Below are 12,163 nucleotides of genomic sequence, written 5' to 3'. Positions count from 1 at the left end.
GCCATGGTGCCGTAGGTGATGATCTGGCTGACGCGCTCGCGGCCGTACTTGCGCGCGACGTAGTCGATCACTTCGTCGCGGCGGTCCATGCAGAAGTCGATGTCGAAGTCGGGCATCGACACGCGTTCGGGGTTGAGGAAGCGCTCGAACAGCAGGTTGTAAGGCAGCGGATCCAGATCTGTGATCTTCAGCGCCCAGGCCACCAGTGAACCGGCACCGGAACCACGGCCGGGGCCGATCGGGATGCCCTGGTTCTTGCCCCACTGGATGAAGTCGGCCACGATCAGGAAGTAGCCGGGGAAGCCCATCTTGATGATGGTGTTGAGCTCGAACTCCAGGCGTTCGTTGTAATCCTCGCGGCTCATGCCGGCGGCCAGCGGGTGTACCTGCAGGCGTTCTTCCAGGCCTTCGCGCGACTGCTTCTGGATCCAGCTGTCCAGGGTCTCGTCGTCGGGCACCGGGTAATTGGGCAGGAAGTAGGTGCCCAGCCGCATCTCGACGTTGCAGCGTTCGGCCAGCGCCAAGGTGTTGTCGATGGCGTCGGGGATGTCGGCGAACAGCTCCGCCATCTGCTCCGGTGTCTTCAGGTACTGCTCGCGGCTGTATTCGCGCGGGCGCTTGGGGTCGTCCAGCACGCGGCCGGTGGAGATGCACACGCGCGCCTCATGCGCGTCGAAGTCATCCGGCGACAGGAAGCGCACGTCATTGCTGGCGATCACCGGCAGGCCGCGCTGGCCGGCGGCCATCAGCGCGAACTGGTTGAAGCTTTCTTCGCCCTCACGGCCGGTGCGGGTCAGTTCCAGGTGCAGGCCGTCGCCGAACACGCGCTGCCAGTCGGCGAGCTGCTGCTCGGCCAGGTCATGGCGGCCTTCGTTGGCCAGGCGGCCGGCCAGGCTGTGGCGGCCGGCCAGCGCAAACAGGTTCTGGCAGCCGTCCTTCAGCCACTGCGGGTGCACGGCGACGCCGCCTTCGTTGCGGTGGCCTTCCATCCAGGCGCGGGTCAGCAGCCGCGACAGGCTCAGGTAGCCCTCACGGTCGCGGCACAGCAGGGTCATGCGCCAGGGATCCTGGCCGTCCTCGGTGATCAGCAGGTCGGCACCGGCGATCGGCTTGATGCCCACGCCCTCGGCGGCCTTGTAGAACTTCACCAGCGCGAACATGTTGTTCAGGTCGGTGACCGCCAAGGCCGGCGCTTTCATCTCGACCGAGCGGCTGAGCAGGTTGGGCTGCTTGGCCTTTTTCGGGTCCGCCTGATCGGGCTTGGCCGGCACGCGGATGGTGGAATCCACCATCGAAAATTCGGTATGGACGTGGAGATGGACGAAACGGGAAGAAGTAGACATGCCGGGCCAGAAGTGTGCCGAAGCAGGGTAGCGACGGGGGAACGGAGGAGCAAGCGCGAGGGGCGAGGGCGGGGGGATCAAAAGGGGGAGAGCGGCGGCTGGCGCCGTTTGCCGCTCCCCTCATGGAAGAGGGTGACGCAGGCGAGAGCGGGGGCGACGACGCCACGCCCGTTGATCGGCTGGCGGTGTCTCAGCGCTTGCGCCTGTTCAGGCGCACATCAGCCGGAGCCGTCGAGCACGCCCAGTGCGTCGCGAACGGGCGCAAACGAGCGCCTGTGCTCAAGACACGGACCATGCGCCTTCAGCGCCGCCAGGTGAAACGGGGTGCCGTACCCTTTGTGCTGGTCGAAACCGTATTCAGGGTGGCGCTGGTGCAGGTCCAGCATATAGCGGTCGCGGCTGACCTTGGCCAGGATGGAGGCGGCCATGATGCTGCGGTCGATGGCATCGCCGCCCACCAGCGCCTCGGCGGGGCAGGGCAGGCCCTTGGGAATCTTGTTGCCGTCGATGCGCGCGAACTGCGCCACATGCGCCACGCCTTCAACAGACAGGCGCATGCCCTGCATGGTGGCCTGGAAGATGTTGAGGCTGTCGATATCGGCCACGCCGACCATGATGATCTTGTAGGCCAAGGCGCGCTCGATGATGCTGTCGTACAACTGCTCGCGGCGCAGCGCGGTCAGTGCCTTGGAATCATCCAGGCCATTGATGCGCGGTCGGGCCGGGTCGAACACCACCGCCGCTACCGCGACAGGCCCCGCCAAGGGCCCGCGGCCGGCTTCGTCCACGCCGGCGACCAGGCGTGGGCCTTGGCGCGCGCTCAGTGCAGCATCGTCAAACAGCGACAGCGAGGCATCCGCTGCCGCTGCCGGGGTACGTCGGGCGTTCACGGCTGGCCTTGACGGGTGGGCGGCTGCAGCAGGCTGGCGACGGCAACGGCAGCACGCGCCGAGGCATCCTGGCGCAACTGTTGGTGCAATCTCTGGTAATCGGCCTGCAGCGCCTGCACCTGCTGCGGATGCTCGAACCAATTACGCACCGCTGCAGCCAGGTTGTCCGGGGTGCAGTCGTGCTGCATCAATTCTGGCGCCAGATCCTTGCCGGCCAGCACATTGGGCAGCGCGTAGCGGTCCACCTTGAGCAGGCCCAAGGCACTGACAATGCGGTAAGTCAGCTCGGCCACGCGGTACCCCACCACCATCGGGCGTTTGACCAGCATGGTTTCCAGGGTGGCGGTGCCGGAGGCCAGCATCACCACATCGGCGGCGGTCATCGCCTCGCGGGCCTTGCCATCGAGCAGGTGCACGCGCGCGCTGGGCAAGGCCGCGGCGCGGATCTGCTCGACGATCATCGCCTTGCACTTGGCGTTGGCGGCGGGCACGACCAGGTGCAGGTCGCGCTGTTCTTCGCACAGCTGCCAGGCCGCGGCGAAGAACGGCGGGCCGAGACGGCTGACTTCGCCCAGGCGGCTGCCGGGCAGCACCGCCAGCAGCGGTACGTTGTCGGGGATGCCCAAGGCCTGGCGGGCCTGGGCGCGATCACTGTGCAGCGGGATTTCATCGGCCATTGGATGGCCGACAAAGCGCGCGTCAATGCCGTGCCTTGCGTAGATCGGGGGCTCCATCGGGAACAGGCACAGCACCAGGTCGGCACTGGCGCCGATCTTCTCCGCGCGCTTCTCGCGCCACGCCCAGACCGAAGGGCTGACGTAATGGACAGTGCGGATACCGCGCTGTTTGAGCCATTTTTCAACGCCCAGGTTGAAGTCCGGTGCATCGATGCCGAGGAAGACATCCGGCTGCCAGTCGAGCACGCGCTCGCGGAATGCCTTGCGCAGCTTCAGCAGGCGCGGCAGGTGGCGCAGGATTTCGGCCAGGCCCATCAACGCCAGTTCGCTGGCATCGAACCAGGTTTCGCAGCCGGCATTGCGCATTGCATCGCCGCCGATGCCGGCAAATTCGGCGTCGGGATAGCGCACGCGCAAGGCGTTGATCAGGCCGGCGCCGAGCAGGTCGCCGGACGCTTCGCCGGCAACCAGCGCGATGCGCAGCCGGCGCGTATCAGCCGATCCAGAATCCCGAATCCCGGCCAGCATCATCATCGCTGCAGCGGTCGGTCGCCGTGCTCGATGAAGTCCAGCATCTGCTTGACGTCATCGCTGCTCTGCGCCTGCTCGGCCAAGGCCTGCTTTGCTTCGGCCAGTGGCACGCCGGCGACGTAGATGGTGCGGTAGGCGCGCTTGATCGCGCTGATGCGCTCAGCGTCGAAGCCGCGACGCTTCAAGCCTTCGCTATTGATGCCGCGCGGGCGACCATGGCCATCAATGCCGACCATGGTGAACGGCGGGATATCGCCGGTGACCAGCGCACCCATGCCGAGGAAGGCGTGGTCGCCGATGCGGCAGAATTGGTGGGCGCCGGCAAAGCCGCTGATGATCACCCAGTTGCCGACCGAGACATGCCCAGCCAGCGTGGTGTTGTTGGAGAACACGCAGTGGTCGGCGACATGGCAGTCGTGGGCCACGTGCACGTAGGCCAGCAGCCAGTTGTCATTGCCCAGCGTGGTGACGCCGCCGCCACCCCCGGTGCCACGGTTGACGGTCACGAATTCGCGGAACACGTTGCGGTCACCAATGACCAGCTCGGTGCGCTCGCCGGCATATTTCTTGTCCTGCGGCTCGCCACCGATCGCGCAATGGCCGATGAAACGGTTGTCGCGGCCGATGCGGGTGGGGCCATGGATGCTGCAATGCGGGCCAACTTCGGTGCCGTCACCGATGTGGACGTCGGCACCAATCAAACTGAAAGCGCCCACGCGCACGCCTTCGCCCAGCGTGGCGGCGGGGTCGATGACGGCGGTCGGATGGATCAGCGGGGCGCTGTTGCTCATGCAGGTACTCCGTGCAGATTATTCGCGGGTGCCGGCGCACAGCACTTCGGCGTGCGCGACCACTTCACCGTCGACCTTGGCTTCACCGTAGTACACGGCCATGTTGCGGATGACCCGCTTGACCTGGACATGCAGTTCCAGCACGTCACCCGGTACGACCTGCTTCATGAAGCGCACATTGTCGACCTTGACCAGGTAGAACAGCTTGGACTGCGCGTCGCGGCCGAGGGTGAGTTGGGTCAGCACGCCGCCAGCCTGGGCCAGCGCCTCGATGATCAGCACGCCCGGCATGATCGGCTGGCCCGGGAAGTGGCCCTGGAAGAACGGCTCGTTGATGGTGACGTTCTTGTGCGCAACGATGCGCTTGGCTTCCACATCAAGCTCGACGACCTTGTCGACCAGCAGGAACGGATAGCGGTGCGGGATCAACGTCTGGATGGTGGTGACGTCGACGGGCATCTGCATTGGGGCGTTCATTCCTTCTCCTTGCTCACAGCCAGGATGCGACGTGCCAGTGCATCGAGCTGCTTGAAGCGCGCGGCGTTTTTGCGCCACGTGCGGTTGTCGGTCAATGGGGTGCCGGACGAATACTCGCCCGGTTCGGTGATTGAGTTGCGGACCACGGATTTGCCGGTGATGACGACGTGGTCGCAGATTTCCAGGTGGCCGACCACGCCGACGGCGCCGCCGAGCAGGCAGTAGCGGCCGATCTTGGCGCTGCCGGCAATGCCGGTGGAGCCGGCGATGGCGCTGTGTGCGCCGATCTGCACGTTGTGGGCGATCTGCACCAGGTTGTCCACGCGCACGTCTTCGTCCAGCGTGGTGTCTTCAAGCGCCCCGCGGTCGATACAGGTATTGGCGCCGATTTCGCAGTCGTCACCAATACGCACGCCGCCCAGCTGCGGCACTTTGATCCAATGGCCGTTGTCCATCGCCAGGCCGAAGCCTTCGGCGCCAAGCACGGCGCCGGGATGGATGCGCACGCGCTTGCCCAGCTTGACCCGGGTGACCAGGGTGACGCGTGCAAGCAATTCGCTGCCGGCTTCGACCACGCAGTCGTCGCCAATGACACTGCCGGCGCCGATGATGCAGCCTTCGCCGATCACCGTGCGCGCGCCGATGCAGACATGGGGCCCGATATGTGCGCTGGCGGCCACCTTGGCGCTGGCGTCGACCACCGCGCTGGGATGGATGCCGGGCTCGCGAAGCGGCACGGTTTCAAACAATGCGCCGATCTTGGCGAAGGTGGTGTACGGGTCCTTGGCCACCAGCGCCGCACCCGGCGCCGCCTCGGCGTCGTCGGCGCGCAGCAGCACGATCGAGGCCTTGCTGTCTGCCAACTGCGCGCGGTAGCGCGGATTGGCGAGGAAGGTCAGCTGCCCGGCGCCGGCGTGCGCAAGTGTCGCCACGCCGTGGATGGACACAGCCGGGTCCCCGTGTACCTGCAGGCCAAAACGGTCGGCAAGTTCCTGAGCGGTATAGGTAGGAGTATTCACGCAGTAAGTTTACCGTGTGCGCCGTTGGCGGTCATGCGACCGGACGTTATCACCCTTGCGAGACAAGGGCAGCGGGGAATGTGACGTATCAAACAGCATGGCGGGTAATGGCCATCCGTGCTTCATGACGTTGGCAGAGCTGGCAGCTCGCGCAGGGGGCGAGCGTGTTGCAGATCCCAAGTGGCCCGGCTGGAGCAGAGCCCCCTTCTGTCAAGGGGGCGCGCCGAAGGCGGGGGATAGGCAGGCCAAGCCCAGGGGCCCGGATTGTGGCGAAGCTGCAATCCGGGCTGGTCGGGGCCCATGGCCCCGGCCAGTGGTCAGTTCGTCTTAGAACTGACCACCAAAGGTGAACTGCAGGCGCTCGATTTCATCGCCATCTTCCTTCTTCAACGGGAAGGCATAGCTGATCGAGATCGGGCCGACCGGGGCGCGCCACAGCAGGGCGACACCGGCCGAAGCGCGCAGCTCGTTGGCCTTGAAGTTGCTGGTGCCGTTGTAGACGTTGCCGAAGTCGAAGAACGCCGAAACGCGGGCCGACGGGCTGTCGAACAACTTCGGGAAGTAGGCTTCGATCGAGCCGACCGTCTTCACCGAGCCGCCCAGCGGTTGGCCATTGTAATAGCCGCCGATGATTTCCGAGCGCGGGCCCAGGGTGTTGTCTTCGAAGCCGCGCACCGAGTTGGTACCGCCGGCGTAGAAGTTCTCGAAGAACGGCAGGCCGGTGGCGGTGATCCGACGGTGGTTGGCGGTCGGGTTGGTCGCGCAATCCACCACCTCGGTGCCGCCGATGGTGCCCGGCACGGCTGGGGTATCGCCGTCGGCCGGGGTGCCCGGGGTCGGCGGGATGTCGTTCCAGCAGATATCGCGGACCTTGTCGCTGCCGTACGAATCACCGTAGCCCAGTTCCAGGCGGGTATTGATGACCAGCGAGGGCATGATCGGCCAGTACTTGGAGAACTGGTAGCTGAGCTTGTAGTACTCGACCGTCGAACCCGGCAGCGTGGCTTCCAGGCCCAGGCGCTGGTAGGTACCGCGCGTCGGCATGAAATAGTCGTTGCGGGTATCGCGCGCCCAGCCCAGCTCGGTGCGCCAGGAGTGGAAGGTCCGGGTCCCCACCGCATCGATGTAATCGATGATCGACTTCGGCGTATAGCCGCTGTAGGTGGTGATCTGGTTGCTGTCGATGCCGAACATCAGCGAGAACGCATCGTTCTCGGTGATCGGCACGCCGAATACCACCTGCGCCGCACCATTGGTGCTGTTGTACTGCGCGGTATTGAAGTCGGAGTAATCGAGTTCGCGCCAGGACAGGTTGTAGCCCAGCGACACGCCGTCATCGGTGAAGTAGGGGTTGGTGTAGGAGAAGCCATAGCGCTGCAGGTAGCTGCTGCGCGAGGCTTCAACCGACACGCGGTTGCCGCCGCCCAGGAAGTTGTTCTGCGACAGCTGCACCGAGGTGGTCATGCCGTAGGACTGGGAGTAGCCCAGGCCGAACACGAAGCTGCCGGAGGTGGTTTCCTTGACGTTGTAGACCACGTCCACCTGGTCATTGCTGCCGGTGACCGGGCTGGTTTCAACGTCAACCGACTCGAAGTAGCCCAGTCGCTGCAGGCGGATCTTGGAGCGGTCAATGGCGGCCTGCGAGTACCAGCTGTTCTCGAACTGGCGCATTTCACGACGCAACACTTCATCGGCGGTGCGTGAGTTGCCCTTGAACACGATACGGCGGACGGCCACGCGCGGGCCCGGCACCACCTGCATGTTGACGGAGACGGTGCGATCGGCGCGGTTGCTGGTCGGGATCGGATTGACCTTGGCAAAGGCGTAGCCGACGTTGGACAGGCTGTTGGTGATGGCGTCGGCGCTGAATTCCAGCAGGGCGCGCGAGAACGTATCGCCCGACTTCTGGATGACCATCTTCTCGACATCTTCCTGCGGCAGGATGGTGTCGCCGGTCACCTTGATCTCGGAAATCTTGTACTGCTCGCCTTCGGTCACGCCGGCGGTGACGAACATGTCACGCTTGTCCGGGCTGATCGAGACCTGGGTGGAGTCGATGCTGAAATCGACGTAGCCACGGTCCAGGTACCAGGAGTTGAGCTTTTCCAGGTCGCCGGACAGCTTTTCCTTGGAGTACTGGTCATCGCGGCGGTACCACGACGCCCAGTTGTGTTCCTTGGATTCCCACGTGTCCAGGATGTCCTCGGCTTCGAACTTCTCGGTGCCGATCAGGTTGACGTGGCGGATCTTGGCAGCCTTGCCTTCCTTGACGGCAATGGCCACGTCCACGCGGTTGCGGTCCAGCGGGCTCACCGTCGGGGTGATTTCCACGTTGTACTTGCCGCGATCGTTGTACTGGCGGCGCAATTCCTGGGTCACCCGGTCCAGGCTCAGGCGGTCAAAGGTGCCGCCCTCGCTCAGGCCGATGTCGCTCAGGCCCTTCAACAGCTGCTCGCTCTTGATGTCCTTGTTGCCGGTGACGGTCAACTTGTTGATCGCCGGGCGTTCCTTGACGGTGACGACCAGGATGTCGCCCTGGCGGTCAAGCTGCACGTCTTCGAAGAAGCCGGTCTTGTACAGGGCGCGGATGGTGTCGCCGATCTTGGCGTCGTCGACGGTGTCGCCGCGTTCCACCGGCAGGTAGGTGAACACGGTGCCGGAGGAAATGCGCTGCAGGCCGTCCACGCGGATGTCGCTGGCGGTAAAGGGCTCGGCTGCCTGTGCGAGCACGGGCAGGGCCAGACCGGCGGCAAGTGCGAGGGTCAGCAGGCGGCGATTGGGAAGTCGCGTCATATCACGTCCGGTTGGAGTCGATTTCGATAATGCGTGGGTGCCGGCGTATGACGACGACAGCGGGAAAAAGTTCATCGCGGGACCAGGCTCAGGATGTCGTTGTAAAACGCCAGTCCCATCAGCCCGGCCAACAGCGCCAGACCGATATATTGGCCGGCTGCCATGGCACGCTCGCTCAGCGGGCTGCCCTTGACCAACTCAATAAGGTAATACAGCAGGTGCCCGCCGTCCAAGATGGGGATGGGCAGCAGGTTGATGATGCACAGGCTCAGCGACAGCAGGGCCAGGAAATACAGGAACCAATCCAGCCCGCGCTGGGCCGATACATTGGCCACCCGGGCGATGGTGATCGGGCCGGAGACGTTCTTGAGCGAGGCAGCGCCGGTCAGCATGCGTCGCATCATGCCCAATGAATCTGTCGCCAGTTTGCCGGTTTCGCGCACGGCTGCCGGCAAGGCGGCGAGCGGGCCGTACTGCTGGCGGGCGTCATAGGCCGGCATCTGGCCGGTCGCGAATTCCAGGCCGATGCGCCAGATCGGCTTGCCGTCCGGGGCCTTGCCCATCTGCGGGGTGATCTCCAGCGCCAGCCGCTCGCCGGCACGCTCGACCTCGATCATGCCGGGGCCGCCGCGCTGGCCCAACTGCTGGATCAGCGGCAGTACCTGGCCGGCATCGTCCACGCGCTGGCCATCCACGGCCAGGATCACGTCGTCAGGCTGGATCACGTTGGCCGCAGCTGAATCGGCCGCGACCTGGGTCACCCGTGCCGGCTGCAGTGAGAACTGCCAGGCCAACCCTGCCAGCACCGGTACTTGGCGCTCGTCAAAGCCGACCGGCAGTTGGGACAGGGGCAGCATCCGGGTGCGTTCGTTGTCGAGCACGTCGCGCACGCGCACGTGGGCGTCGCTGCGGTCCATGGCCGCCGTGGTCAGCGCCATGCTGGCCTCGGCCCAGGTGCCAACCGGACGGTCTTCGATGGCCAGTAACTGGTCGCCGGCGACAAAGCCCGCCTGCGCGGCCATGCCGGTGACGCGACCGAGGGTGGCCGAATAGTCCTGGCGTCCGATCACGAACATGGCCCAGAGCAGGGCGATGCACAGGATCAGGTTGGCGATGGGGCCAGCGGCGACGATGGCGATGCGCTGCCACACGGTCTTGTTGTTGAAGGCCACTGCGCGCTCGCCGGCGGGGACCTCGACCTCGCGCTCGTCCAGCATCTTCACGTAGCCGCCCAGCGGGATCGCGGCGATCGCGAACTCGGTGCCATTGCGGTTGCGGCGGCTCCACAGTGGCTTGCCGAAGCCCACCGAGAAGCGCAGCACCTTTACCCCGCAACGGCGGGCGACCCAGTAATGGCCGAATTCATGGAAGGTCACCAGCACGCCGAGGCTGACGATCATCCACCACACGGACCCCAGGAACTCAGCCATGGGTGCAGCTCGATTGGAAGGTGGGTTCAGGCATGCGGCAGGCGGGCGATGGCGGCTTCGGTGATCTGGCGGGCGTGGGCATCGGCTGCCAGCAGGGCGTCCAGTGTATCGGCCACCGTGTAAGGCAGGGTGGAGAGGGTATGCTCCACCAATGCAGGGATCGACAGAAAGCCTACGCGCCCCTGAAGAAACGCTGAAACGGCGACTTCATTGGCCGCGTTCAGGATGGCCGGGGCGCTGCCACCGGCCTCCATGGCCTGCCAGGCGAGCCGGAGGCAGGGGAAGGCATCCAGGTCCGGGGCCTCGAAATCCAGCCGTCCCTGGGTCAACAGATCCAGCCCGGCCACACCCGATTCGATGCGTTGCGGCCAGCCCAGGCCTACCGCCAAGGTGGTGCGCATGTCCGGCAGACCCATCTGGGCGAGGGTCGAGCCGTCGATGAACTCGACCAGCGAGTGCACCAGGCTTTGCGGGTGCACCAGCACGTCGATGCGCGAGCCGGGGACATTGAACAGATGATGGGCCTCGATGACTTCCAGGCCTTTGTTCATCAACGTCGCCGAATCGACCGAGATCTTCGGCCCCATTGACCACTTCGGGTGGGCAACGGCCTGGGCGACGGTGACCGATTCCAGCGCGGCGCGGCTGCGCCCACGGAACGGGCCGCCGGAGGCGGTCAGGATGATGCGGCGCACACCGGCCTCCAGGCGCGCATCGCGTGAGCGCAGGCACTGGAAGATGGCGTTGTGTTCACTGTCGATCGGAATGATCTCTGCGCCGGCCGCAGCCGCTTCGCGGGTCAGCAGCTCACCGGCCAGGACCAGCGATTCCTTGTTGGCCAGCAGCAGGCGCTTGCCGGCGCGGGCGGCGGCCAGGGTCGAGGACAGGCCAGCTGCGCCGACGATGGCGGCGATCACGGTGTCGCAGTTGTCGCTGGCAGCCAGCGCATCCATCGCCTGTGGCCCGGCATGGGCCTGCGTGGTCAGGCCGGCTTCTGCCAAGCCCTCGCGAAGCTTGGTGAACAGAGACGGGTCAGCGATGGCTGCATGGTCGGGGCGGTGGGTCCGGCACAGCGCGATCAGCGCGTCGACATTGCTGCCTGCCGCCAGCACGCTGGCGCGCAGCTGCTGCGGGTGACGGGCGATGACGTCCAGCGCCGAGGTGCCGATGGAGCCAGTGGCGCCCAGAAGGGCGATCTGACGGGGCGTGCAGGTGCTGGACATGTCAGAAACCGAAGATTTCCTTGCCCAGTGCGAACACCGGCAATGCGGCCAATACGCCGTCGATACGGTCCAGTACGCCGCCGTGGCCGGGAATGATGTGGCCCGAATCCTTGGCGCCGGCATGGCGCTTGAGCAGGCTTTCGAACAGGTCGCCGAGTACCGAAGCCAGTACGGCGACGGTGGCCACCAGCATCAGGCCGCCGAGTTGATTGACCTGCACCCCGGCCCACCAGCCGAACAGGCCGGCCACCAGCAGGCCGGCGACGAGCCCGCCGAGCAGGCCTTCGATGGTCTTGTTGGGGCTGATGCGCGGTGCCAGCTTGTGTTTGCCAAATGCACGGCCGGCGAAATAGGCGCCGGAATCCGCTGCCCAGACGATGGCCAGGGCGGTGAGCAGCCACAGGTGACCGTTGGGCTTGCCGTCGTGGATCAGTACCAGCGCAGCCCAGGCCGGAATGATGGCCAAGGTGCTGGCGGCCAGCTTGGCCATGCGCGAACCCGGCTCCTCATGGGCGCCGAAGTTGAAAAACCGCAGCCAGACCAGCGCCAGTACCCAAAATCCGACACCGACCAGGGTGGCCAACTGGAACAACACGTTGGAGCCGGCCGAGGCCCAGACCAGCAGCACCATCAGCACCAGGTTCAGGACCAGCAGCACGGTGCGCGGCAACCCGTCCACGCCGGTAAGCTTCAGCCACTCCCACAGCCCGATAAGGAACACCAGGGCGGCGGCGGCGGCAAGCCACTGGGTGGGCAGGAACAGGATCGCGCAGATGGCCACGGGGGCCATGATGAGCGCAGCAATCACGCGGGTTTTGGTCATGGAAGTGCGCTCTGCGCCGTGTTGGCCGCAATCTGGGCACTGGTCAGGCCGAAGCGGCGCTCGCGCCCGGCATAGTCGTCCAGTGCCTGTTGAAGGATGGCCGCGTCAAAATCGGGCCACAGCACGTCGGTGAACCACAGTTCGGTATACGCCAGCTGCCACAGCA

At 65.5% G+C, this 12,163-nt stretch carries 11 protein-coding genes; all 11 read right to left on the bottom strand.

Features of this window, described 5'->3' with window-relative positions; translation table 11 throughout:
• On the bottom strand, nucleotides 1–1,343 hold a 1,343-nt coding region (gene dnaE, locus RT460_RS18880; protein ID WP_313321267.1), incomplete at its 3' end, for a DNA polymerase III subunit alpha.
• A 218-nt stretch (nucleotides 1,344–1,561) separates the two neighbouring features.
• The gene (locus RT460_RS18875; protein WP_313321266.1) at nucleotides 1,562–2,233 is read right to left on the bottom strand and encodes a ribonuclease HII; all 672 of its coding nucleotides are present in this window, start codon (nucleotides 2,231–2,233) and stop codon (nucleotides 1,562–1,564) included.
• Nucleotides 2,230–3,438: a lipid-A-disaccharide synthase gene (lpxB, locus tag RT460_RS18870; protein ID WP_313321265.1), complete on the bottom strand. Its 1,209-nt coding sequence runs from the start codon at nucleotides 3,436–3,438 to the stop codon at nucleotides 2,230–2,232. Before lpxB ends, RT460_RS18875 begins: the two co-directional genes overlap by 4 nt.
• A gap of 2 nt (nucleotides 3,439–3,440) precedes the next feature.
• The gene (gene lpxA / locus RT460_RS18865) at nucleotides 3,441–4,232 is read right to left on the bottom strand and encodes an acyl-ACP--UDP-N-acetylglucosamine O-acyltransferase (protein WP_313321264.1); all 792 of its coding nucleotides are present in this window, start codon (nucleotides 4,230–4,232) and stop codon (nucleotides 3,441–3,443) included.
• 18 nt (nucleotides 4,233–4,250) lie between these two features.
• Nucleotides 4,251–4,709 (bottom strand): 3-hydroxyacyl-ACP dehydratase FabZ, encoded by a 459-nt coding sequence (fabZ, locus tag RT460_RS18860; protein ID WP_313321263.1) that lies wholly within the window; start codon nucleotides 4,707–4,709, stop codon nucleotides 4,251–4,253.
• Nucleotides 4,706–5,728: a UDP-3-O-(3-hydroxymyristoyl)glucosamine N-acyltransferase gene (gene lpxD, locus RT460_RS18855; RefSeq protein ID WP_313321262.1), complete on the bottom strand. Its 1,023-nt coding sequence runs from the start codon at nucleotides 5,726–5,728 to the stop codon at nucleotides 4,706–4,708. Before lpxD ends, fabZ begins: the two co-directional genes overlap by 4 nt.
• A gap of 327 nt (nucleotides 5,729–6,055) precedes the next feature.
• Entirely contained in the window at nucleotides 6,056–8,521 is a 2,466-nt protein-coding gene (gene bamA / locus RT460_RS18850) for an outer membrane protein assembly factor BamA (protein ID WP_313321261.1), read from the bottom strand.
• 71 nt (nucleotides 8,522–8,592) lie between these two features.
• Nucleotides 8,593–9,951, bottom strand: a complete 1,359-nt coding sequence (gene rseP, locus RT460_RS18845; RefSeq protein WP_313321260.1) for an RIP metalloprotease RseP — start codon at nucleotides 9,949–9,951, stop codon at nucleotides 8,593–8,595.
• A 26-nt stretch (nucleotides 9,952–9,977) separates the two neighbouring features.
• Nucleotides 9,978–11,174 carry a 1-deoxy-D-xylulose-5-phosphate reductoisomerase gene (locus RT460_RS18840; protein ID WP_313321259.1) on the bottom strand — a complete coding sequence of 399 codons (1,197 nt, stop codon included), beginning with the start codon at nucleotides 11,172–11,174 and terminating at the stop codon, nucleotides 9,978–9,980.
• A 1-nt stretch (nucleotide 11,175) separates the two neighbouring features.
• Entirely contained in the window at nucleotides 11,176–11,997 is an 822-nt protein-coding gene (locus RT460_RS18835) for a phosphatidate cytidylyltransferase (protein WP_313321258.1), read from the bottom strand.
• A partial coding sequence (locus RT460_RS18830; RefSeq protein WP_313321268.1) for an undecaprenyl diphosphate synthase family protein occupies nucleotides 11,994–12,163 on the bottom strand: 170 nt, incomplete at its 5' end. The genes RT460_RS18835 and RT460_RS18830, both read right to left, overlap by 4 nt.

The sequence above is a fragment of the Stenotrophomonas sp. genome, from assembly GCF_032061965.1.
Taxonomy (GTDB): Bacteria; Pseudomonadota; Gammaproteobacteria; order Xanthomonadales; family Xanthomonadaceae; genus Stenotrophomonas.
The sequence above is the reverse complement of the archived record's forward strand: the minus strand, read 5'-3'. Positions and strand labels throughout refer to the sequence as shown.

Coding starts and splice junctions, on each gene's coding strand:
- RT460_RS18835 (WP_313321258.1), bottom strand. CDS start 11,997: ATGACCAAAACCCGCGTGATTGCTGCGCTCATCATGGCCCCCGTGGCC.
- lpxA (WP_313321264.1), bottom strand. CDS start 4,232: ATGAGCAACAGCGCCCCGCTGATCCATCCGACCGCCGTCATCGACCCC.
- rseP (WP_313321260.1), bottom strand. CDS start 9,951: ATGGCTGAGTTCCTGGGGTCCGTGTGGTGGATGATCGTCAGCCTCGGC.
- RT460_RS18840 (WP_313321259.1), bottom strand. CDS start 11,174: ATGTCCAGCACCTGCACGCCCCGTCAGATCGCCCTTCTGGGCGCCACT.
- bamA (WP_313321261.1), bottom strand. CDS start 8,521: ATGACGCGACTTCCCAATCGCCGCCTGCTGACCCTCGCACTTGCCGCC.
- lpxB (WP_313321265.1), bottom strand. CDS start 3,438: ATGCTGGCCGGGATTCGGGATTCTGGATCGGCTGATACGCGCCGGCTG.
- fabZ (WP_313321263.1), bottom strand. CDS start 4,709: ATGAACGCCCCAATGCAGATGCCCGTCGACGTCACCACCATCCAGACG.